24 protein-coding genes are annotated in these 21996 nt (G+C 72.2%); 22 read left to right on the top strand and 2 right to left on the bottom strand.

The annotated features are described in order from the left end of the window. Positions 1–2 precede the first annotated feature (2 nt). The 5 genes from hisD (at position 3) to priA (ending at position 4514) form a co-directional block, all read left to right on the top strand. Positions 3–1307 carry a histidinol dehydrogenase gene (hisD, locus tag HMPREF0063_RS07450; RefSeq protein ID WP_040320173.1) on the top strand — a complete coding sequence of 435 codons (1305 nt, stop codon included), beginning with the start codon at positions 3–5 and terminating at the stop codon, positions 1305–1307. After that, positions 1304–2383 carry a histidinol-phosphate transaminase gene (locus tag HMPREF0063_RS07445; RefSeq protein ID WP_040320172.1) on the top strand — a complete coding sequence of 360 codons (1080 nt, stop codon included), beginning with the start codon at positions 1304–1306 and terminating at the stop codon, positions 2381–2383. The genes hisD and HMPREF0063_RS07445 overlap by 4 nt, the downstream gene beginning before the upstream one ends. Further along, entirely contained in the window at positions 2380–2979 is a 600-nt protein-coding gene (gene hisB, locus HMPREF0063_RS07440; RefSeq protein ID WP_007078050.1) for an imidazoleglycerol-phosphate dehydratase HisB, read from the top strand. The genes HMPREF0063_RS07445 and hisB overlap by 4 nt, the downstream gene beginning before the upstream one ends. Before the next feature lie 4 nt (positions 2980–2983). Beyond that, a complete protein-coding gene (gene hisH / locus HMPREF0063_RS07435) occupies positions 2984–3616 on the top strand; it encodes an imidazole glycerol phosphate synthase subunit HisH (RefSeq protein ID WP_007078049.1) in 633 nt (210 codons plus the stop codon). 172 nt (positions 3617–3788) lie between these two features. Beyond that, complete coding sequence (gene priA, locus HMPREF0063_RS07430; RefSeq protein ID WP_007078048.1) at positions 3789–4514, top strand: bifunctional 1-(5-phosphoribosyl)-5-((5-phosphoribosylamino)methylideneamino)imidazole-4-carboxamide isomerase/phosphoribosylanthranilate isomerase PriA; 726 nt, start codon at positions 3789–3791, stop codon at positions 4512–4514. Positions 4515–4529: 15 nt separating this feature from the next. Here the strand turns inward: priA and HMPREF0063_RS16570 are convergent, their stop codons facing one another. After that, the gene (locus HMPREF0063_RS16570) at positions 4530–5156 is read right to left on the bottom strand and encodes a hypothetical protein (protein ID WP_007078047.1); all 627 of its coding nucleotides are present in this window, start codon (positions 5154–5156) and stop codon (positions 4530–4532) included. Positions 5157–5238: 82 nt separating this feature from the next. On the opposite strand from HMPREF0063_RS16570, the gene hisF reads away from it, so the two are divergent. From hisF to HMPREF0063_RS07370, 11 genes are all read left to right on the top strand, one after another. Then, positions 5239–6000 carry an imidazole glycerol phosphate synthase subunit HisF gene (gene hisF / locus HMPREF0063_RS07420; protein WP_007078046.1) on the top strand — a complete coding sequence of 254 codons (762 nt, stop codon included), beginning with the start codon at positions 5239–5241 and terminating at the stop codon, positions 5998–6000. Beyond that, on the top strand, positions 5990–7810 hold the full coding sequence (locus tag HMPREF0063_RS07415) for an ABC transporter ATP-binding protein (protein WP_007078045.1): 1821 nt from the start codon (positions 5990–5992) through the stop codon (positions 7808–7810). The genes hisF and HMPREF0063_RS07415 overlap by 11 nt, the downstream gene beginning before the upstream one ends. After that, entirely contained in the window at positions 7803–9611 is a 1809-nt protein-coding gene (locus HMPREF0063_RS07410; RefSeq protein WP_007078044.1) for an ABC transporter ATP-binding protein, read from the top strand. The genes HMPREF0063_RS07415 and HMPREF0063_RS07410 overlap by 8 nt, the downstream gene beginning before the upstream one ends. Before the next feature lie 41 nt (positions 9612–9652). Next, on the top strand, positions 9653–9991 hold the full coding sequence (gene hisI / locus HMPREF0063_RS07405; RefSeq protein ID WP_211208763.1) for a phosphoribosyl-AMP cyclohydrolase: 339 nt from the start codon (positions 9653–9655) through the stop codon (positions 9989–9991). Beyond that, positions 9988–10551 carry a Trp biosynthesis-associated membrane protein gene (locus HMPREF0063_RS07400; protein WP_040320171.1) on the top strand — a complete coding sequence of 188 codons (564 nt, stop codon included), beginning with the start codon at positions 9988–9990 and terminating at the stop codon, positions 10549–10551. Before hisI ends, HMPREF0063_RS07400 begins: the two co-directional genes overlap by 4 nt. Positions 10552–10760: 209 nt before the next feature. Next, a complete protein-coding gene (locus HMPREF0063_RS07395; RefSeq protein ID WP_007078041.1) occupies positions 10761–11951 on the top strand; it encodes a glycosyltransferase family 4 protein in 1191 nt (396 codons plus the stop codon). Between the two features lie 4 nt (positions 11952–11955). Then, positions 11956–12735, top strand: coding sequence for a Rossmann-fold NAD(P)-binding domain-containing protein (locus tag HMPREF0063_RS07390; RefSeq protein ID WP_040320170.1), 780 nt, complete (start codon positions 11956–11958; stop codon positions 12733–12735). Further along, a complete protein-coding gene (locus HMPREF0063_RS07385) occupies positions 12735–13472 on the top strand; it encodes a sugar transferase (protein ID WP_007078040.1) in 738 nt (245 codons plus the stop codon). The genes HMPREF0063_RS07390 and HMPREF0063_RS07385 overlap by 1 nt, the downstream gene beginning before the upstream one ends. A 53-nt stretch (positions 13473–13525) precedes the next feature. Continuing rightward, positions 13526–13723, top strand: a complete 198-nt coding sequence (locus tag HMPREF0063_RS07380; protein ID WP_007078039.1) for an HGxxPAAW family protein — start codon at positions 13526–13528, stop codon at positions 13721–13723. A 19-nt stretch (positions 13724–13742) separates the two neighbouring features. After that, complete coding sequence (locus HMPREF0063_RS07375; RefSeq protein ID WP_007078038.1) at positions 13743–14303, top strand: RDD family protein; 561 nt, start codon at positions 13743–13745, stop codon at positions 14301–14303. Continuing rightward, entirely contained in the window at positions 14300–14743 is a 444-nt protein-coding gene (locus tag HMPREF0063_RS07370) for a DUF2752 domain-containing protein (RefSeq protein ID WP_007078037.1), read from the top strand. The genes HMPREF0063_RS07375 and HMPREF0063_RS07370 overlap by 4 nt, the downstream gene beginning before the upstream one ends. Positions 14744–14752: 9 nt before the next feature. Here the strand turns inward: HMPREF0063_RS07370 and HMPREF0063_RS07365 are convergent, their stop codons facing one another. Further along, positions 14753–15154, bottom strand: a complete 402-nt coding sequence (locus HMPREF0063_RS07365) for a DUF4190 domain-containing protein (RefSeq protein WP_083788881.1) — start codon at positions 15152–15154, stop codon at positions 14753–14755. 103 nt (positions 15155–15257) lie between these two features. Here HMPREF0063_RS07365 and trpC point away from each other — a divergent pair, with 103 nt between their 5' ends. The 6 genes from trpC to galE are packed head-to-tail and all read left to right on the top strand — an operon-like array spanning position 15258 to position 21840. Then, positions 15258–16064: an indole-3-glycerol phosphate synthase TrpC gene (gene trpC / locus HMPREF0063_RS07360; RefSeq protein WP_007078035.1), complete on the top strand. Its 807-nt coding sequence runs from the start codon at positions 15258–15260 to the stop codon at positions 16062–16064. An 8-nt stretch (positions 16065–16072) separates the two neighbouring features. Further along, a complete protein-coding gene (gene trpB / locus HMPREF0063_RS07355; RefSeq protein ID WP_007078034.1) occupies positions 16073–17284 on the top strand; it encodes a tryptophan synthase subunit beta in 1212 nt (403 codons plus the stop codon). Then, positions 17281–18078: a tryptophan synthase subunit alpha gene (gene trpA, locus HMPREF0063_RS07350; RefSeq protein ID WP_007078033.1), complete on the top strand. Its 798-nt coding sequence runs from the start codon at positions 17281–17283 to the stop codon at positions 18076–18078. The genes trpB and trpA overlap by 4 nt, the downstream gene beginning before the upstream one ends. Then, entirely contained in the window at positions 18075–18923 is an 849-nt protein-coding gene (lgt, locus tag HMPREF0063_RS07345; protein ID WP_007078032.1) for a prolipoprotein diacylglyceryl transferase, read from the top strand. The genes trpA and lgt overlap by 4 nt, the downstream gene beginning before the upstream one ends. Positions 18924–18933: 10 nt before the next feature. Continuing rightward, positions 18934–20880: an ATP-dependent DNA helicase gene (locus tag HMPREF0063_RS07340; RefSeq protein WP_007078031.1), complete on the top strand. Its 1947-nt coding sequence runs from the start codon at positions 18934–18936 to the stop codon at positions 20878–20880. Positions 20881–20889: 9 nt separating this feature from the next. Then, a complete protein-coding gene (gene galE, locus HMPREF0063_RS07335; RefSeq protein ID WP_040320169.1) occupies positions 20890–21840 on the top strand; it encodes a UDP-glucose 4-epimerase GalE in 951 nt (316 codons plus the stop codon). Positions 21841–21996 lie beyond the last annotated feature (156 nt).

Below are 21996 nucleotides of genomic sequence, written 5' to 3'. Positions count from 1 at the left end.
CCGTGATGCGACGACTCGACCTCCGGGACACTTCCGTGGACTACCGCGACATCGTCCCGCGGGCCGAGGTCGACGTGGAGCAGGCGTTGGCCGTGGTCGTCCCGCTGTGCGACGACGTCCGCACCCGCGGCGAGGCCGCGGTGCTCGACGCGGGGGAGCGTTTCGACGGCGTCCGGCCCGACGCCCTGCGGGTGCCCGAGGACGAGCTGCGACGCGCCCTGGCGGACCTCGATCCCGCGGTCCGTGCCGCGTTGGAGGAGTCCGTCGCCCGCCTGCGACGCACCTGCGCGGCCGAGCTGGAGGAGTCGGTGACCACCGTCGTCGCCGACGGTGCCACCGTCGAGCGGCGGATCGTGCCGATGGACCGCGTTGGCCTGTACGTGCCCGGTGGTCTGGCGCCGCTCGTCTCGACGGTGCTGATGAACGCGGTGCCCGCACAGGTGGCCGGCGTCCGCGAGATCGCGCTGGCCAGTCCGCCCCAGGCGGCCTTCGGTGGCCTGCCCCACCCGACGATCCTCGGAGCGTGTGCCCTGCTCGGCCTGACCGAGGTGTACGCGGCCGGTGGCGCCCAGGCGCTCGCGATGCTGGCGTACGGCACGGTCTCGACCGGCGGCGACGTCGAGCCGGTCAACCTGATCACCGGTCCGGGCAACATCTACGTCGCCGCCGCCAAGCGTCATTTGCAGGGCACCGTGGCGATCGACTCCGAGGCGGGCCCCACCGAGATCGCGATCATCGCCGACGTCACCGCCGATGCCGCGTTCGTGGCGGCCGACCTCATCAGCCAGGCCGAGCACGATCCGATGGCTGCCAGCGTGCTGGTCACCGACAGCGAGGACTTCGCCGCCCGCGTCGACGTGGAGCTCGAGAAGCAGGTGCCGGCGACGACGCACACCGAGCGCATCCGCACCGCCCTCGACGGACCGCAGTCGGCCACCGTGCTGGTGCGCGACATCGAGCAGGCCATCGACGTGGCGAACGCGTACGCCGCGGAGCACCTCGAGATCCAGACCGCGGACGCCGCCGGCGTCGCCGCGCGCATCACCAACGCCGGTGCGATCTTCGTGGGGGCCTTCACCCCGGTGTCGCTGGGCGACTACGCAGCCGGCTCCAACCACGTGCTCCCCACGGCCGGGTGCGCCTGTCACTCCTCAGGGCTGTCGGTGCGGGCCTTCTGCAAGAACATGCACGTCGTGACCTACGACGAGGCGGCACTGCGCGAGGTCGGCGGGCACGTCGTGACCCTCGCGGCGGCGGAGGACCTGCCCGGCCACGGTGAGGCCGTCGCCGTCAGGCTCGCCCGGTGAGCGCACCCTCCTGGGTGCCGCTGCGTGACGAGCTGCGTCACGAGGTGCCCTACGGCGCACCGCAGCTCGACGTCCCGGTGCAGCTCAACGTCAACGAGAACCCGTACGGTCCCAGCGCCGAGACCGCGCGGGACATCGCCGACGCGGTCCACGCCGTGGCCACCTCGCTCAACCGGTACCCCGACCGGGAGGCGACGGTCCTGCGGACGGCTCTGGCCGACTACCTCGGCCACGGTCTCGGCCCCGACCGGGTGTGGGCGGCCAACGGGTCCAACGAGGTCATGCAGCAGATCCTGCAGGCGTTCGGCGGTCCGGGCCGCACGGCGTTGTCGTTCGCGCCGACCTACTCGATGTACCCCGAGTACGCGCGCAACACCCACACCCGGTGGGTGTCCGGACGCCGCGACGACGACTTCGGCATCGACGTCGGTGCCGCGCTCGACCTGATCGCCGACGAGCAGCCGGACGTGGTGGTGCTGACCTCGCCCAACAACCCCACCGGCACGGCGCTCGACCCCGCGCACGCCCGCGACGTGCTGGAGGCGGCGCCGGGTGTCGTCGTCGTCGACGAGGCGTATGCGGAGTTCCGCCGCGCCGGCACCCCCACCGCCCTGGAGCTGCTGGACGAGTTCCCGCGGCTGCTGGTCACCCGCACCATGAGCAAGGCGTTCGCGCTGGCCGGGGGCCGGCTCGGCTACGTCGCCGGGCACGCCGCCATGATCGACGCGCTGCGCATCGTCCGCCTGCCCTACCACCTGTCGGCGGTCACCCAGGCGGCCGCCACGGCCGCCCTGGCTCACGCGGACGAGCTGCTCGCCCGGGTCGACGACCTGCGCCGGGGCCGTGACGAGCTTGCGGCCCGCCTGACCGCCGGCGGGTTCACGGTGGCCGAGTCCGACGCGAACTTCGTGCTGTTCGGCCGATTCGACGACCGCCACGCCGTGTGGCAGGGTCTGCTCGACCGCGGAGTCCTGATCCGCGAGACTGGACCCGACGGATGGTTGCGCGTGTCGGTCGGCACCCCGACCGAGATGGACGCGTTCCACAGAGCCCTGGAAGAGGTGACGCAGCGATGAGCCGCAGCGCACGCATCGAGCGGAAGACCTCGGAGTCGCACGTCGTCGTCGAGGTCGACCTCGACGGCACCGGCCGCCACGACATCTCCACCGGGGTGGGCTTCTACGACCACATGCTGACGGCGCTGGCCCGGCACTCGTTGATCGACCTCACGGTGCGGTCCGAGGGCGACCTGCACATCGACGCCCACCACACCGTCGAGGACACCGCCATCTGCATCGGCGAGGCCCTGCGCGAGGCGTTGGGCGACAAGGCCGGCATCCGTCGCTACGGCAACGCCACCGTGCCGCTGGACGAGGCGATCGCCACCGCGGTCGTCGACGTGTCGGGCCGTCCGTACTTCGTGCACTCCGGCGAGCCCGAGCGGCAGATCACGGTGGTCATCGGCGGTTCCTACAGCGGATCGCTGACGTCGCACGTGTTCGAGTCGATCGCCCACCACGCCGGCATCACGCTGCACGTGACGCTGCTGGCCGGGCGCGACCCGCACCACGTCGCGGAGGCGCAGTACAAGGCGCTGGCGCGTGCCCTGCGCGAGGCGATCGCGCTGGACCCGCGCGAGACGGGCATCCCGTCCACCAAGGGCGCGCTGTAGTCGCGTGACGACCACCGTCGCGGTCCTGGACTACGGCTCGGGCAACCTGCGGTCGGCCGTGCGCGCGGTCGAACGTGCCGGTGCCGAGGTCGTCCTGACGTCCGATCCTGCCGTCGCGCAGGAGGTGGACGGTCTGCTGGTGCCCGGCGTCGGTGCGTTCGAGGCGTGCATGACCGGTCTGCGCGAGGTCGACGGGGTGCGCATCATCGAGCGCCGGTTGATCGCGTCACGGCCGGTGCTCGGCATCTGCGTCGGCATGCAGATCCTGTTCGGCGAGGGCATCGAGCACGGCGTGCGGTCCGAGGGGTGCGGCGAGTGGCCCGGCACGGTCGAGCGGCTGCAGGCGCCGGTGGTGCCGCACATGGGTTGGAACACCGTCGAGCCGGGCGCGGGCTCGGTGATGTTCGCCGGGGTCGAGGCCGAGCGCTTCTACTTCGTGCACTCCTACGGGGTGCGCGACTGGGTGCTCAGCCAGCCGCCGGCGTTCCCGGAGCCGTCCGTCACCTGGACGGCGTACGCCGGCGACCGGTTCGTGTCGGCCGTCGAGCACGGTCCGTTGTGGGCGACGCAGTTCCATCCCGAGAAGTCCGGCGACGCGGGCCGCCGCCTGCTGGAGAACTGGATCGCCACCCTCTGACCCCCCCCTCCCGTCAGGGCGGTGGATTCGCGACCGAATGGGCCCCGGCGGTGTCAGGGTGACCGAAAGAGGCCTCATACGGTCGCCAACCCACCGCCCGGACCTTTCGGTCGCGAATCCACCGCCGCGAGGGGGAGGTGGGGGTGGGGGAGCGGGTCGGTACGATCGCCCGGTGACTCTCGAACTCCTGCCCGCCGTCGACGTCGCCGAGGGGCAGGCCGTGCGCCTGGTCCAGGGTGAGCTCGGCAGCGAGACCTCCTACGGTTCCCCGCTCGACGCAGCCCTGCAGTGGCAGACCGACGGGGCCGAGTGGATCCACCTGGTCGACCTGGACGCGGCTTTCGGCAAGGGCTCCAACCGCGAGCTCCTCGCCGAGGTCGTCGGCCGCCTCGACGTGCAGGTCGAGCTGTCCGGTGGCATCCGCGACGACGCCTCGCTGGAGGCCGCGCTGGCCACCGGGTGCCGTCGGGTCAACCTCGGCACGGCAGCGCTGGAGAACCCCGAGTGGTGCCGCAAGGTCGTCGGCGAGCACGGTGACCGCATCGCCGTCGGTCTCGACGTGCGGGGTCGTACCCTCGCCGCCCGCGGGTGGACCGAGGAGGGTGGCGACCTGTTCGAGGTGCTGGAGCGGCTGGAGCGCGACGGGTGCGCCCGGTACGTGGTCACCGACGTGACCAAGGACGGCACCCTGCAGGGCCCGAACCTCGACCTGCTGCGTCAGGTCACGGAGGTCACCGGCAAGCCGGTCGTCGCCTCCGGCGGCGTCTCGAGCCTCGACGACCTGCGCGCCATCGCCGCACTCGCCGGCACCGGCGTCGAGGGCGCGATCGTCGGCAAGGCCCTCTACGCAGGGGCCTTCACCCTGCCCGAGGCGCTGGCCGCCGTCGCGGCGGTCTGACCCGACGACGACCGGTCAGCAGCCGGATCGGATCAGCCTCGGCTGCTCGCCGCGGGTGACCTCCATGAAGGTCACGGTGTAGGCCAGGTCCATGAGGGACGGGTCGACGTCGAACAGGAACCCGATCCACGCGTCACCGTCCTGCACGTACACGCCCGTCTGTCCGAACCCGGCCGCCGCCGGCTCGGTGGCGCGGTCACCGTAGGCCGCGACGATGTCGCGGTGGGTCGACCCGACCCGGATGCCGGTGTCGGTCGCCAGGGTCGTGTCGCCCAGGACCCCCATGCTGATGATCGTGCCGTCGGCAGAGGACAGCACGTCGACCAGCCCGGTGTACGGCTCTGCCCACGCGAGCGGCCGCACCCCCTCGCACCCCTCCGGCGGGGGCACGTCGACCTCGAACAGGCCGGTGGCAGCGGCCTCGGCCTGGGTCATCCCCACCTCGACCGGACCCACCCGGCCGGGCGCGAGCTCGAGGGGGGCGGTCGGCGGCGACGGCGACGGCGTCGGACTCGGTGTCGGTGCCGGTGTCGTTGCCGTGGGGCTGGCCGTCGGGGTCGGAGTGGGAGCCGGGTCGTCCGGGTCGGACCCGCACGCGGTCAGGACGAGGGCAAGGACCGGGGCGAGCAGCAGGATGCGCATGTCTCGATGGTGGACCACGCAGGCCCCCACGGACAGGGCGACACACGGTCCGCCGCACGGACGGTCCGAGTAGGCTCTCGGGGTGAGTCTCGCCGTCCGTGTCATCCCCTGCCTGGACGTCGACCAGGGGCGCGTCGTCAAGGGGGTCAACTTCACCCGGCTGCGCGACGCGGGCGACCCGGTCGAGATGGCCACGGTCTACGACGCCGAGGGCGCCGACGAGCTGACCTTCCTCGACATCACCGCCTCGTCCGGCGGCCGGGAGACGACGTTCGACGTCGTGGGCCGGACCGCCGAGCAGGTGTTCATCCCCCTCACCGTCGGCGGCGGGGTGCGCACCACCGACGACGTCGACCGGCTCCTCCGGGCCGGCGCCGACAAGGTCGGGATCAACACCGCGGCCATCGCGAGGCCCGACGTCATCGCCGAGATCGCGCACCGGTTCGGCAACCAGGTCCTCGTGCTCAGCGTCGACGCGCGGCGGAGCGAGAGCCAGCCCAGCGGCTTCGAGGTGACCACCCACGGGGGCCGGCAGTCGACCGGGCTGGACGCCGTCGAGTGGGCGCGCCGGGCCACCGAGCTCGGTGCGGGGGAGATCCTGCTGAACTCCATGGACGCCGACGGCACGAAGAAAGGCTTCGACCTGGAAATGATTCGGGCAGTCCGCAGCGTTGTACAGGTGCCGCTGATCGCCAGCGGTGGCGCCGGCCGGCTGGAGCACTTCCCTCCCGCCGTCGAGGCGGGCGCCGACGCCGTCCTCGCCGCCAGTGTCTTCCACTTCGGGGACCTCACCATCGGAGCAGTGAAGAACACCTTGCGCGCCGCCGGCCACGATGTCCGCTGAACCCGCCCTGGACTCCCTCGGAGCCACCGACGACTCCCGCCTGACCCGGCGGGGGCTCGCCGTCATGCGCGTGGGCATCGACCGCGAACGCGGCATGTTCGCGCTCGCCGTGTTCTTCTCCGCCCTGTTCGGCGCCACCACCGTCGCCGACGCCTGGGTGCTCGGCTGGGCCACCGACGAGGTGATCCGGCCCTCCTTCGCCGACGGCGAGATCGTCACCGGGGCCCTGTGGACCGGCGTCGCGCTGTTCATGGCCGTGGCGGTGCTGCGCATGGTCGCCGTCGTGGGCCGCCGCCTGATCGGCGGCATCGTGTTCTTCCGCCTCGTCCGCGGCGACCGACGTGCCGTCACCCGCAAGTACCTCGACCTGCCGCTCGCCTGGCACCAGTCGCACCCCACGGGCCAGCTGCTGTCGAACGCCAACGCCGACGTCGAGGCGACGTGGGGCGTGTTCATGGCGCTGCCGATGGCGATCGGGGTGATCGCGATGCTGGTCGTCGCGATCATCACGATGCTCGCCGCCGACCCGGTGCTGACCCTCGTCGGCCTGGTCGTGTTCCCGCTGCTGTTCGCGGTCAACATCGTCTACCAGCGGTGGCAGGGTCCCCGCATGGCGCGGGCGCAGAGCCTGCGCGGTGACGTGTCCGCGGTCGCCCACGAGTCGTTCGACGGCGCGATGGTCGTCAAGTCGCTCGGCCGCGAGGAGGAGGAGACCGCCCGGTTCGCGGCGGCCAGCGAGCGCCTCCGCGACGCCAACATCGGGGTGGGTCGCATCCGTGCGGTGTTCGACCCGATGCTCGAGGCGCTGCCCAGCATCGGGGTGCTCCTGGTGCTGCTGATCGGCGTCGGCCGGGTCGAGTCGGGGGCGACCGCTCCGGGCGACGTGGTCCAGGTCGCCTTCCTGTTCACGATCGTCGCGATGCCGGTCCGCGCGATCGGATGGGTGCTCGGCGAGCTGCCGCGCAGCGTGGTGGGCTGGAGCCGCATCCGCCGGGTCCTCGACGACCCGGCCTCCATGGCGTACGGCACGCAGCACCTGCCCGGCGACGCCGCGGTCCGTCTGCGCGTCGACGACCTGTGCTTCGTGCACCCCGACGCCGAGCTGCCGGTGCTCAGCGACGTCACCTTCGAGGTGCCGCCGGGCTCGGTCACCGCGGTCGTGGGCTCCACGGGCAGCGGCAAGAGCACCTTGGTCTCGCTCGTCACCCGCCTCGTGGACCCGGCCGACGGGCACGTGCGGCTCGACGACACCGAGGTGCTCGACCTCAGCCACGCCGCCCTGGCGGACGCCGTGGCGCTCGTCCCGCAGTCGACGTTCCTGTTCGACGACTCGGTGCGTTCCAACGTGACCCTGGGGGCCGAGGTCCCGGACGAGGAGGTCTGGGCGGCCCTGCAGACGGTGCAGGCCGATCGCTTCGTGTCGGCGTTGCCGGCCGGTCTCGACACCGAGCTGGGCGAGCGCGGCACGAGCCTGTCCGGTGGTCAGCGTCAGCGCCTCGCGCTCGCTCGGGCGCTCGTCCGCCGGCCACGGTTGCTGGTGATGGATGACGCCACGAGCGCGCTCGACCCCGAGGTCGAGCAGCGCATCCTGCGGGCGCTCGCCGAACGGTCTGCCGGCGGCGACGGCCCGAGCGTGCTCGTGGTGGCCTACCGCAAGGCGACGATCGCTCTGGCCGACGAGGTCGTGCACCTCGACGGGGGCCGGATCGTCGACCGCGGCACCCATGCCGAGCTGGTGGACCGGTCGGTCCGGTACCGCGACCTCGTCAACGCCTACGACCAGGCCCGCGAGGAGGTCGACCATGAGTGAACCCACGCCGGAGCAGGCACCGGCCCGCGAAGGCAGCATGGCGGTCATCCGGCGCGGACTGGCGCTGAGCCCGGCCATCACCGACGGCCTGCGACTCACGTTGTTCCTCGCCGTGCTGAGCACGGCCGGGTCGTCGGTCGTCCCGATCGTCGTCCAGCGGGCGGTCGACTCCGGGCTCGGCGACGCCGGCGGCATCGACTCCGGACGGATCGCCGCCTACGTCGGCATCACCGCCGTCGTGCTGGGGCTGACCGCCTGGGCGGGCTACCTGTCGAAGTACCGGATCTTCGCCTCGACCGAACGCGGACTGACCCAGCTGCGGGTGCGGGCGTTCCGGCACGTCCACGACCTGTCGATGCTGACCCAGAACACGCAGCGGCGAGGGTCGTTGGTCTCACGCGTCACGTCCGACATCGACCAGGTGTCCCTGTTCCTGCAGTTCACGGGCATGATCATGATCATCAGCCTCGCGCAGATGCTGGTGGCCACGCTCGTCATGGCGTTCCTGTCCTGGCAGCTAACCCTGGTCGTGCTGGGTTCCTTCATCCCGCTCGTGCTGGCGCTCCGGTACTTCGCCGCGGCGATGTCCCGCGCCTACGACATCGTCCGGGCCTCCGTCGCCGACCTGCTGTCGACGATCGCCGAGCCCGTGGTGGGCGCCTCGGTCGTGCGGTCCTACGCCGTCGAGCGGCGCACGCAGCAGCGCATCGACGACTCGATCGCCGGCAACTACACGGCCAACGTGAGGGCCCAGACGATCGTCGCGACGACCTTCGCCTCGGCCATCCTCGTCGGGGGTGTCGCCAATGCCGCCGTCCTGGGCATCGGCCTCTACCTCGGGCTGCTCGGCGATCTCACGATGGGCACGGTGATCGCCTTCATCTTCCTCATCACGTTGTTCGTGGGGCCGGCGCAGATGGCCACGCAGGTCATCACGGACGCGCAGAACGCGGTGGCGTCCTGGCGCCGGGTCATCGAGCTGCTGGAGACGCCCGCCGACGTCGTCGACCCCGGAGCCGCCGGTCAGCCGTTGCCGGGCGGCGACCTCGGGGCCCGGTTCGACCACGTCGGCTTCGCCTACCCCGACGGTCCGCCGGTGCTGGTCGACGTCGACGTCACGATCGCGCCCCGCCAGCGGGTCGCGGTGGTCGGCGAGACCGGCTCGGGCAAGACCACGTTCGCCAAGGTCCTGACCCGCCTGATGGACCCCACCCAGGGGTCGGTCGCGCTGGGCCGGGGCGACACCTGGACCGACGTGTCCGAGGTGCCCTTCGCCGACCTGCGCCGGCACGTCGTGATGGTGCCGCAGGAGGGCTTCCTCTTCGACGCCACCCTGGCCGACAACCTGCGGTACGGCCGCCGGGACGCCACCGACGAGGAGCTGGTCGAGGTCATCGCGAACCTCGGGCTGGTCGACTGGTTCGCCGCCCTCCCGCAGGGACTGCACACCCGCGTCGGTCAGCGGGGCGAGGGCCTGTCGGCGGGGGAGCGGCAGCTCGTCGCGCTCGTGCGCTCGGCCCTGGCCGACCCGTCGTTCCTGGTCCTCGACGAGGCGACCAGTGCCGTCGACCCGCAGACCGAGCTGCGCGCGACCCGGGCGCTGGACCGGCTGCTCGACGGTCGCACCAGCGTCACGATCGCGCACCGGATGTCGACGGCCGAGAACGCCGACCGGGTCCTGGTCTTCGACGCCGGTCGCCTGGTCGAGGACGGCACCCACGCGGAGCTGGTCGACGCCGGTGGCGTGTACAGCCGGCTGCACACCAGCTGGGTCGCGCAGGCAGCCCTCGGGGCCTCCTAGTGGCGGCCGTGGACCCGCCGGTCCGTGGGAGGATCGACGGCGTGACCTCACTCGACCCGGCGGTGGCCGCCCGACTCAAGACCGATGCCGACGGTCTGGTCGCTGCCGTCGTGCAGGACGTCGACAGCCGCGCCGTGCTGATGGTCGGGTGGATGGATCCCGAGGCGCTGCACCGCACCCTCACCACCGGGCGAGCCACGTTCTGGAGCCGCAGTCGCGGTGAGTACTGGGTGAAGGGCGAGACCTCCGGCCACACCCTCGCCGTCCACGAGGTCCGCCTGGACTGCGACGGCGACACCGTCCTGGTCGTCGCCTCGCCGGCCGGCCCCACCTGTCACACCGGCGCCACGACGTGTTTCGACGCCGATCGGCTGCTGTGAACGCCCGGAGGCTGTACGGCCCGGTGGTCCTCGGACTGGTCCTCACCGGCGGGGGCGCCTGGCTCGCCGCCCGCCGGCCCTGGAGCACCACGGTGGTCGGTGACGGTGATGCCGTGGGCAGCACCTTCACCCTCGCCGGCTCGGAGACCGTTCCGGTGGTCGGCGCGCTGGCGTTGGTCGTGGCCGCCGCGGCGCTCGGGGTGCTGTCGACGTCCGGGTGGGTGCGGCGGGTGGTCGGGCTGGTGGTCGTCGCAGCGGCCGCCGGAGGAGCCGCGAGCACGTTCGCCGGCCCCGACGCGCTGGTCGAGGAGCGTCTGCAGACCGTCGCGGCCTTCACCACCGGAGATCCCGTCGTGACCGACCCGACGGCGTGGCCGTGGGTCACCGCCGTGGCCTTCGTGGCGGCCGCGGTGCTGGGGGTGCTGGTGGTCCTGCACGGCCATCGGTGGCCCGCGATGAGCAGCCGGTACGACCGCACCGACGCCGTCGCGCGACCGGTCGAACCGACGGGTACCGACCTGTGGAAGGCCCTCGACGACGGGCGCGACCCGACGCTCTGACCGACGCTTTGTTACGCGGCGAGTCGTCTTGATGACGCGTGAACACGTTTCGTCCTGATGAAGAGTTGGGGTCGCGGGCCGAACTCGCCCCGCCGTCGGCTGGTGCCGTGACAGCATGGTTGCTGCGACGGCGGGGACCGTAACTCGCGGTGACCGATCTCGTTACTCAAGTTGCGGAAGTGATGACGGCCGAATAAGGGGCAAGTTGTATGCGGATGTTGGTCCACGACTTCAGCGGGCACCCGTTCCAGGTGCAGCTGAGTCGGGAACTCTCCCGTCGTGGCCATGACGTCGTCCACTCCTCCTGTGCGGGCTACGTCTCCGGCAAGGGCCACCTCGTGGCCGGGCCCGACGAGTCGCTGACGTTCGAGACCGTCGGCGACGGTGTCGTCCTCGCGAAGGACCAGTTCCTCAAGCGTCTCCTGCAGGAGGTGCGCCTCGGGTTCGAGCTGGTGCGTCACGTCCGGCGGGTCCGTCCCGACGTCGCCCTGATGTCGAACGTGCAGATCCCGACCCTCACGATCTTCGCCCTCGCCATGATGGTGACCCGCACGCCGTGGGTCCTGTGGCACCAGGACGTCTACTCCGTGGCCATGCGGTCGTTCGCCGGCGCCAAGCTGTCGCGCTCGTTCCGGTACGTGGCGGGCGGTGTCGCCGTCGCGGAGCGGTGGTGCTCGCGCCGGTCGTCCGCCGTCGTCGCGATCGCGGACTCCTTCGTCGAGGTCCACCGTCAGTGGGGCACCGCCGACAAGGTCACCGTCATCCCGAACTGGGCGCCCCTCGACGAGATCGTCCCCCGGGAGCGCAAGAACGACTGGTCGGTCGAGCACCGCCTCGACGACACCCTCACCCTGCTCTACTCCGGCACCCTCGGGCTGAAGCACGACCCGGCGCTGCTCGTCTCGGTCGCACGCCGCGTCCGCGAGGCCGGCCGCGACGTCCGCCTGGTCGTGGTCAACGAGGGTCCCGCGGTCGAGGTCATTCGCGCCGAGGCCGCCCGCCACGACGTGCCGGTCACGCTGCTGCCGTTCCAGCCGTACGAACGACTCCCTGAGGTGCTCGCCAGCGGCGACGTGCTGGTGGTGCTGTTGGACCAGCAGGCCGGCGCCTTCTCGGTGCCGTCCAAGACGCTGTCGTACCTGTGCGCGGGCCGGCCGATCCTGGGCCTGATGCCGGCGGAGAACCTGGCGGCCGACCTGGTCGCCGGCGTCGGCGGCGGCGTGTTCGCGCCCGCCGAGACCGCGATGGACGACGCCGCCACGTGGGTCGCGGAGCTGCTCGGCGACCCGGAGCGCCGCGAGCGCATCGGCGCCGATGCTCGAGCCCTCGCCGAACGTGAGTTCGCGCTGTCCGACTGCGCCGACCGCTTCGAGCGCATCCTCACCGCGAGCGGACGGTAGGACCATGGACAGCCGGCCGACCCTCGACGTGGACGCCACCCCCTCGGCCCCGCAGGGCTCCGACGGAGTCACGGCTCCCACGACGGTCACCGTCGTCGTCGGACCCCGGACGCGCCTCGGCGCCGCGGTGGCCGCCCGTGCCGCGGCCGCCGGATCCGCGGTGCACCTGCTCGCCCGTGACCGCGCCGAGGCCGGCGAGCTGGCCGTGGGCGGCTCGTCCGTCGTCGTCGCGGGTGACACCCTCGACCTTCCCGCCGGTGCGGCGCTGCGGGTCGTGGTCTGTGCCCTCGGTCCCGTGCACCCCGGCTCCCCGGCCGTCGCCGACGTCTCCGACGCGGTCCGCCGTGACGTCGACACCGTCCAGCGACTGATCGACGCCGCGCACGGGTCGCCCGTGCACGTGGTGCTCGTGTCGTCCATCATCGCCGTCGCGCCCGACGAGTCGCGTCGGTCGTACGGGGGATGGAAGGCCGTGGTCGAGGCCGAGCTGCGTCGCATCGTCGGGCAGCACCCGGGCGCCGGCCTGTCGGTCGTGTACCCGGGCCGGATCAGCGACAGCACCGGCCGGTCGTTGCTGCACACCACGTACACCCGTCTGGCGGCGGCCATCGACGCGCTGCTCGACGGTCCACCGACCTCCCGGGTGGCGGGCCTCGACGCCCGCCTCTGGCTGCTGGTGCACGGCCTCGTCGTCGCCGCCGGCTCCCTGTTCCCCGGTCGTGCCGTTCGTCGTGGCCACGACCGATCCCTGCCTGACTCGACGAGTGAGAGGCGACCGGCCTGATGAAGATGAAACGTGCCCTGGACCTGGTGCTGGTGCTGTGCGGCGCCATCGTGTGGGTGCCGGTCCTCACCGTCGCGGCCCTCGCGGTGCTGATCGGCACGGGGCGGCCGGTGCTGTACCGGTCGATGCGTCGCATCGACGACGGCCAGGTGGTCCGGATCGTCAAGTTCCGCACGATGGTCAAGAACGCCGAGAAGCTCGTCAACCGCGACGTCGTGCCGGTCGAGAACCAGGTCCGGTTCCTCAACATCCCGGCGGACTCGCCGCTGTACACCTCGGTCGGCCGGCTGCTCGAGCGGTGCGGCATCACCGAGCTGCCGCAGTTCGTCCACGTGATCCGTGGGCAGATGAGCATCATCGGCAACCGCCCGCTGCCCGAGAACGTCATGCGCTGCCTGCGTGAGGAGTACGCCGACGCCGACGACCGGTTCCTCACCAAGGCCGGGCTCACCGGCCCCGCCCAGCTGGTCGGTCGTGACGTGCTCACCGACGCCGAGCGGCTGCGGCTCGAGGGTGCGTACTGCCGTGCGTGCATCCAGGGCTACTCCGTCCGCCTCGACCTGGCGATCCTGCTCGCGACCGTCGGCATCGTCATCGGCATCAAGAAGGGCCTGGACTACCAGGGTGTCCTCGACCTGATCGAGCGGCACTCCCGCCGGCGCCGCACCGTGGAGATCCGTCGTGCCGAGCGGGCGCTCCCCGCGACGGTCGACGCCGCGGAGGTCGCCGGTCAGTGACCGGTTCCTGACGGTAGGCTGGGACCGCACCCCCGAACCTCAGGAGCCCTCGCATGTCGCACGGATCGTCGCCCGCGTCCTGGACCGCTGTCATCGTCGCCCTCGTCGGCACCACGATCGGCGGGATCGCCCTGATCCCCGACCCCAACTGGGTCCTGTTCACCATCGGCACCGTGATCGCCCTGCTCGCGGCGCCGCTCGGCAAGATCATGTCCTCGGCCGGATTCGGCCAGGACCGCTCCACCCACTGACCTGTTGAAGGGGGCCGACATGTCGGACCAGTACCCGCAGTACCCGCAGTACCCGAACGACCCGAACGCCAGCACCCCGTACCCCGGGGCGCAGCCCGCTCCGGCCGGTGCGGGTCCGGTGTACGCCGGCTGGTGGATCCGCGTCGGTGCCTCGGTCATCGACGGCCTGATCGCCGTGGCCGTGGCGATCGTCCCGGTCGTGGTGGGTCTCGTCATGGCCTTCAGCGACCTCGAGATCGACCCCGTGACCGACGAGGCCACCGGCACGGTCGACCCGTTGGGCATCCTCGTGCTGGTCATCGGTGGCCTGGTGTTCTTCGGCTTCGACATCTGGAACCGTGGCGTCCGCATCGGCACGCGCGGTCAGAGCCTGGGCAAGCAGCTCGTCGGTGTCCGCACCCTGCGCGCCGACACCGGCGCGGTGCTCGGCGGCGGGATGGGCTTCCTGCGCTGGCTGGTGGCGTTCGGCTTCGGGTTCATCCCGTTCGGTCAGCTCGTCGACGTGCTGTGGCCCCTGTTCGACCCCCGCAAGCAGACCCTGCACGACAAGGTCATGAGCTCGGTGTCCGTCCGGTCGTGACCACCGCCCCGACGGGAGCGTCGGTCCGGCCGGCCGAACGGTCGCGGGCCGCGCTCCTGCGGGCGCCGGTGCTCCTGGGGGCCGGTGGCCTGCTGGGCGCGGCGGCCCTGCACGTGCGTGATCCGCACGAGTCGGGATCGTGGGGGTACTGCCCGTTCCTGCTGCTCACCGGGCTGCCGTGCCCGGGGTGCGGAGGCATGCGGGCCGTCAACGACCTCACCCACGGTGACGTGGTCGGGGCGCTCGGCAGCAACGCGATGGCCGTCGCCCTGGTGGCCTTCCTCGCGATCTCGTGGCTGGTGTGGACCGCCCGCCGGGCCCGTGGCCACGACGTCCCCCTGGTTCCCGTCAGGCCGCGCGGCGCGACGGTCGCCTTCGTCGTCGTGCTGGCGTTCGGGGTGTTCCGGTTGACCCCGTGGGGCGTCGGCCTGCAGCCCTGAACGGCGCGCTCAGTCCAGCGAGAAGTCGAGCGTCAGCACACCGGTGGAGTACAGGACGATGCTGACCAGCGAGAGCACGATCGAGATGCTCCCGAGCACGACACCTGCGGTCGCCATGCCGCTGCCGTCCTGCCGACCGCCGGACGCGGTGATCTCGTTCCGCGCCAGGCTTCCGAGCACCAGGGCCGGGATGCCGGCGAACAGCCCGCAGCAGATGAGGCCGACGATGCCCAGGATCATCGACCACAACGCCTTGCCGTTGGTCTCCGGCACGGCGGCGGGAGGCTGCGGCGGGTGGCCGCCGGGTGGGGGATGTCCGCCCGGCGGCGGAGGGGTCGATCCGTGGTGCGGCGGCGTGCCGCCGTAGGGGTCGTGGTCCCCGGTGCCCGGGGGCGGCTCGTTCGTCGTCATGTCCCGAGCATAGAGAGGCGCGACGGCCGGACGAGACCCGTGTTCGGGTGCCCTCACCCCGGGTCTACTCTGGATCAGAAGCGTTCATCGGTCAGGAGGTGTCATGTCCGTTCTCGACGAGATCCTCGAGGGTGCCGCCCTCGACCTCGAGCGGCGCATGGCCGAGACGTCCCTCGACCAGCTCAAGGAGCAGGCCGCCCGCCAGCCCGAGTCCCTGGACCCCATGCCGGCCTTCCGCGCCGACGGTGTCTCGGTCATCGCCGAGGTCAAGCGGTCCAGCCCCAGCAAGGGCGCCCTGGCCACCATCAAGGACCCGGCCGCCCTGGCGTGCGACTACGCCGCCGGCGGTGCGGCCGCGATCAGCGTGCTCACCGAGGAGCGACGCTTCGGCGGCACGCTCGACGACCTGCGGGCCGTGCGTCACCGCGTCGACGTGCCGGTGCTGCGCAAGGACTTCATCACCACCTCGTACCAGCTGTGGGAGGCGCGCGCCGCGGGCGCCGACCTGGCCCTGCTGATCGTCGCGGCGCTGCCACAGAACGCACTCGAGAGCCTGGTCGAGCGGGCCCGCTCGATCGGCCTCACCCCGTTGGTCGAGGTGCACGACGCCGACGAGATCGCCCGTGCGCTCGACGCCGGCGCCGACCTGATCGGCGTCAACGCCCGCAACCTCAAGACCCTCGAGGTCGACCGCGACACCTTCGCCCGGGTCGCCGACCTGATCCCCGACCACGTGGTCCGGATCGCGGAGTCCGGGGTCCGGGGCCCCCACGACGTCATCGAGTACGCCAAGCACGGCGCGCACGTCGTGCTCGTCGGTGAGACGCTGGTCCGGGACGCCGACCCGCGCGCGTCGGTGGCCGACCTCGTCGCGGCGGGCGCCCACCCCGCCCTGCACCATCGGAGCTGAACCACCCCATGAACTACTCCCAGCCGGACGCGTCCGGCCACTTCGGCCGGTTCGGCGGGCGCTTCATGCCCGAGGCGCTCGTGGGTCCGCTCGAGGAGCTCGCCCAGGCGTGGGTCGAGGCCCAGGCCGATCCCACGTTCACCACCGAGCTGGCCCGGATGATGCGCGAGTACGCCAACGTCCCGAGCCCGCTGTACGAGGCCAGCCGGTTCTCCGAGGCCGCCGGTGCCCGGATCCTGCTCAAGCGTGAGGACCTCAACCACACCGGGGCCCACAAGATCCGCAACGTCATGGGCCAGGCGCTGCTGGCGAAGCGGATCGGCAAGCCCCGGGCGATCGCCGAGACGGGGGCCGGTCAGCACGGCGTCGCGTCGGCCACCGCCTGCGCGTACCTCGACCTCGACTGCGTCGTGTACATGGGAGAGGTCGACACCGAGCGGCAGGCACTCAACGTCGCCCGCATGCGGATGCTGGGCGCCGAGGTCGTCTCGGTCACCACCGGCAGCCGCACCCTGAAGGACGCGATCAACGAGGCGCTGCGCGACTGGGTCAGCAGCGTCGACCACACCTCGTACCTGTTCGGCACCGCCGCCGGACCCCACCCCTTCCCGACGATGGTGCGCGACCTCGCCCGCGGGATCGGTGACGAGGCCCGCGAGCAGGTGCTGGCACTCGACGGCCGCCTGCCCGACGCCGCCGTCGCCTGCGTGGGCGGAGGGTCCAACGCCATCGGCCTGTTCACCGCCTTCGTCGACGACGCCGACGTGCGCCTCGTGGGTGTCGAGGCCGGCGGGGACGGTGTCGAGACCGGCCGGCACGCCGCGACCATCGGCGGGGGTGAGGTCGGGGTGCTGCACGGTGCCCGCTCCTTCCTGCTGCAGGACGCCGACGGGCAGACCGCTGAGTCGCACTCCATCTCGGCCGGCCTCGACTACCCCGGCGTCGGCCCCGAGCACTCGCACCTGGCCGACATCGGGCGGGCGAAGTACATCGCCGCCACGGACGCCCAGGCCATGAGCGCCTTCGATCTGCTGTGCAAGACCGAGGGCATCATCCCGGCCATCGAGTCGGCCCACGCGCTGGCCGGCGCCCTGACCCTGGCGCAGGAGCTCGGTCCCGACGCCACGATCCTGGTCAACCTGTCGGGCCGTGGCGACAAGGACGTCCACACCGCGGCCGAGTACTTCGGTCTGCTCGACGAGCCCGCCGGGTCGGCATGACGTCGATCGACGACCTGTTCGAGCGCACCCGTGCCGAGAACCGGGCCGCGCTGGTCGGTTACCTGCCCGCCGGGTTCCCCACCAAGGAGACGTCGATCGCGGCGATCCGCGCGATGATCGACGGCGGGGTGGACCTCGTCGAGGTCGGCCTGCCCTACAGCGACCCGGTCATGGACGGACCGACGATCCAGGCCGCCGCCGAGATCGCGCTCGCCGCGGGCAGCCGGACGGCAGACGTCTTCGACGTCGTGGCCGCCTCGGCCGCGACCGGCACCCCCACCGTCGTCATGACCTACTGGAACCTGGTGGAGCGCTACGGCGTCGACCGGTTCGCCGACGAGCTGGCCGCTGCCGGTGGTGCCGGCATGATCACGCCCGACCTGATCCCCGACGAGGGGGCCGAGTGGGACGCCGCGTCCCGCGCCCACGGCCTGGACCGCGTCTACCTCGTGGCGCCGTCGTCGACCGACGCGAGGCTCGCGATGACGGCCGAGGCCGCCAGCGGGTTCATCTACGCCACCGCCGTCATGGGCGTCACGGGCCAGCGCCAGCAGACGTCGAGCCTCGCGCCGGCACTCGTGGCACGCCTGCGTGAGGTCACCGACAAGCCGGTCGGCGTCGGCCTGGGGGTCAGCAACGGCGCCCAGGCCCGCGAGATCGCCGCCTACGCCGACGCCGTGATCGTCGGCTCCGCGATCGTGCGGTGCCTGCTGGACGCCCCCGACGAGGCCAGCGGCATCGCCGCCGTGCGAGAGCTGGCCGCCGACCTGCGTGACGGAGTGGAGCGAGCATGACCCCCCAGACCCTCGTCCAGTCGATCCCCAGCCCCTCCTCGGGCGTCTGGGAGATCGGCCCGTTCCCGCTGCGGGCCTACGCGCTGGGCATCATCATCGGGGCCCTGCTGGCCATCTGGATCGGTGAGCGCCGGTTCCAGGCGCGCGGCGGCAAGGACGGCGTCATCAGCGACGTCGCCATCTGGGCCATCCCGTTCGGCATCGTCGGCGCCCGCATCTACCACGTGGCGACCGACCCCCAGCTGTACTTCGGCGACGGCCAGAGCGCGGTCGACGCGCTGAAGATCTGGCAGGGCGGCCTGGGCATCTGGGGCGCGGTGGCCGGCGGCGCCCTCGGCGCCTACATCGCGGCCCGCCGGGCGGGCGTCTCGTTCGCCGCCGTGGCCGACGCGATCGCGCCCGGTCTGCTGGTCGCGCAGGCCGTGGGCCGGCTCGGCAACTACTTCAACCAGGAGCTGTTCGGCCGCCCGACCGAGCTGCCGTGGGCGCTGGAGATCGACCCCGAGAACCGCCCGGCCGGATTCCTGGAGTTCGCGACCTTCCACCCCACGTTCCTGTACGAGCTGCTGTGGAACCTGGCCGCAGCCCTGCTGCTGGTGCTCATCGACCGTCGGGTGAGGCTCACGGGCGGGCGGGCGTTCGCGCTGTACGTGATGTTCTACACCGCCGGCCGGTTCTGGATCGAGATGCTGCGCATCGACACCGTCAACGAGATCGGGCCGTTCCGCCTCAACGTGTGGACGTCGATCGTGGTGTTCGTGCTGGCTGCGGCGTTCTTCTGGTGGTCACGCCGCCGGGGTGCACCTGTGGACCGGTCCGAGCCGTCGACGACCCCGGCCGACTAGCCTGACGCGCATGCCCGAAGCGCCCTCCCACCCGGCTCCCACGGTGGCTGCGGTGCTCGCCGCCGCCGTCGACTCCCTCGGCGGAACCCCCCGCGACGGCCAGCAGCGGATGGCCGAGGAGATCGCCGGAGCGTTCACCGACGGCCGTCACCTGCTGGTGCAGGCCGGCACCGGCACCGGCAAGTCGTTGGCCTACCTCGTGCCGAGCCTGCTGCACGACCAGCGGGTCGTCATCGCGACGGCCACCCTCGGCCTGCAGCACCAGCTGGTCGAACGCGACATCCCGGCGCTGAAGGAGGCCGCCCGCGCCACCCTGGACGAGGTGCCGCACCACGCGGTCGTGAAAGGCCGGGCCAACTACGCCTGCCTGCACCGGGTGCGCGAGGGCGCCCCGGACGACCAAGGGGTGCTGATCGAGGTGCCCGAGGGCACGCTGGGCGCCGAGGTCGTCGAGCTGCGGTCGTGGGCCGAGCAGCAGGCCGCCGACGGGCACACCGGCGACAAGGACGCGGCTCCGCCGCACAGCGACCCGGCGTGGCGACAGGTCAGCGTCACCCATCGCGAGTGCCTCGGAGCCTCCCGGTGCGCGTACGCGGGCGAGTGCTTCGCCGAGCTGGCCAAGGAGGACGCACACCGAGCCCAGGTGGTGGTGACCAACCACGCGATGCTCGCGATCGACGCCATCGACGGCGTGCCGATGCTGCCGGAGTACGACACCGTGGTGATCGACGAGGCCCACGAGCTGACCGCCCGGGTGACGCAGGCGTCCACCGACGAGCTCGATCCCGGCCTGGTCGAGCGAGCTGCCCGCCGGGCCCGCTCGCACGTCACCGAGGACACCGCGGCCGACGACCTCAGTGATGCCTCGGAGTCGTTGTCCGACGTGCTGACCCGCACCGAGCCGGGCCGCATCGACAGCCTTCCGCAGCCGCTGGCCGAGGTGCTCGCGTTCGTGCGCGACACCGCCCGGGCCTGCCTGTCGGCGTTCACCAAGGAGACCGGCGGCACCGAGCCGGATCCGGGACGCCAGCAGGCGAGAGGCCTGGTCGACGACGTCCGGCGGATCGCGGAGCGGATGATCGCCGCGGGCGACACCCAGGTGGTGTGGAGCAGCGACGGTCGTGGCGGCCCCCGGCTGCACGTGGCGCCGATCGACGTCGCGGCCAGCCTGCGGGACAAGCTGTTCGCCGACCGCACCGTGGTGCTCACCAGCGCCACCCTGACCGTGGGTGGGGGGTTCGACCCGGTGGCCCGCAGCCTGGGGCTCGCCCCCGGCGGCGACGACTGGACGGGGGTCGACGTCGGGTCGCCGTTCGACTACGCCCGGCAGGGCATGCTGTACGTCGCCAAGCATCTGCCGCCGCCGGCGCGCGACGGCCTGGGGGAGGCGCAGATCGCCGAGATCACCGAGCTCATCGAGGCCTCGGGCGGCCGCACGCTGGGCCTCTTCTCGTCCCGCCGTGCCGCAGAGACGGCCGCCGAGGCGGTGCGGGAGCGGCTGCCCGACCTCGACATCTGGTGCCAGGGCGATGCCCAGCTCAGCGAGCTGGCCCGGCGCTTCGTCGCCGAGCCGAGCACCTGCCTGTTCGGCACCCTGAGCCTGTGGCAGGGCATCGACGTGCCCGGCGACACCTGTCAGCTGGTCATCATCGACAAGATCCCGTTCCCGCGGCCCGACGACCCGCTGATGAGCGCCCGGCAGCGGTTGGTCGAGAAGGGCGGCGGCAACGGCTTCATGGCGGTGGCGGCGTCGCACGCCGCCCTGCTGCTCGCGCAGGGCGCGGGCCGGCTGATCCGGCGCACCACCGACAAGGGCGTGGTGGCCGTGCTCGACCCCCGGCTCGTGACGGCGCGGTACGGCTCCTTCCTCGCGGCATCGCTGCCGACCATGTGGCGCACGACCGACCGCGACGTGGTGCTGTCGGCACTGCGGCGCCTCGACGCCGACGCTGGCTAGGGTGGCGTGATGAGCATCCTGGTCACCGGCGGCGCCGGCTACATCGGTTCGCACGTCGTCAGGGCCCTGGGGCTGGCCGGCATGGACTGCGTCGTGATCGACGACCTCTCCAGCGGGCACGCGGAGTTCGTGCCGGACGAGGTGCCGCTGGTGCAGGCGAGCCTGCTCGATGCCGCCGCCATCACCCGGGCGATGACCGACCACTCCGTGGAGGCCGTGATCCACCTGGCCGGCTTCAAGTACGCCGGTGTCTCGGTCGACCGTCCGCTGCACACCTACCAGCAGAACGTGCAGGGCACGGTGCTGCTGCTGGAGGCGATGGAGGCCAACGGCGTCGACGCGTTGGTGTTCTCCTCCAGCGCAGCGGTGTTCGGCACGCCCGACGTGGAGCTGGTCACCGAGGACACCCCGACCCGGCCGGAGTCCCCGTACGGGGAGAGCAAGCTGATCGGCGAGTGGCTGATCGCCGACGTGGGCCGGTCATCGGGTCTGCGGCACACCTCGTTGCGGTACTTCAACGTGGTCGGGTCGGCCGTGCCGGAGCTGTACGACACCAGCCCGCACAACCTGTTCCCGCTGGTGATCAAGGCGTTGCGGGAGGGCCGCACCCCTCGCATCAACGGCACCGACTACCCCACGCCCGACGGCACGTGCGTGCGCGACTACATCCACGTGGCCGACCTGGCCGAGGCGCACGTGGTCGCGGCCCGGCGCCTGGTGGAGGGCGAGACCCTCGAGGCGGTCTACAACCTGGGCAGCGGGTCGGGCGTGTCGGTGCGCGAGATCATGGACGCCGCGGCCGCCGCGACGGGCATCGACTTCGAACCCGAGATCGGGCCGGCCCGGCCGGGCGACCCGGCCCGGATCGTGGCCACCGGCGAGCAGGCGGCCCGCGACCTGGGTTGGGAGAACCGGCACACGGTGCACCAGATGTTCGCCAGCGCCTGGAACGCCGGCTGACCGCTGGAGGTTTGTGGTTTCGAGGGCGCTCGTTCCTCGCGCCACCTCAACCACCGAGCAGGCCGACCACTCGGTGGTTGAGGTGCGAGCGTGCGAGCCTCGAAACCACCGACGCGACCACTCGGTGGTTGAGGTGCGAGCCTGCGAGCCTCGAAA

The sequence above is a fragment of the Aeromicrobium marinum DSM 15272 genome, assembly GCF_000160775.2.
GTDB lineage: Bacteria > Actinomycetota > Actinomycetes > Propionibacteriales > Nocardioidaceae > Aeromicrobium > Aeromicrobium marinum.
The sequence above is the reverse complement of the archived record's forward strand: the minus strand, read 5'-3'. Positions and strand labels throughout refer to the sequence as shown.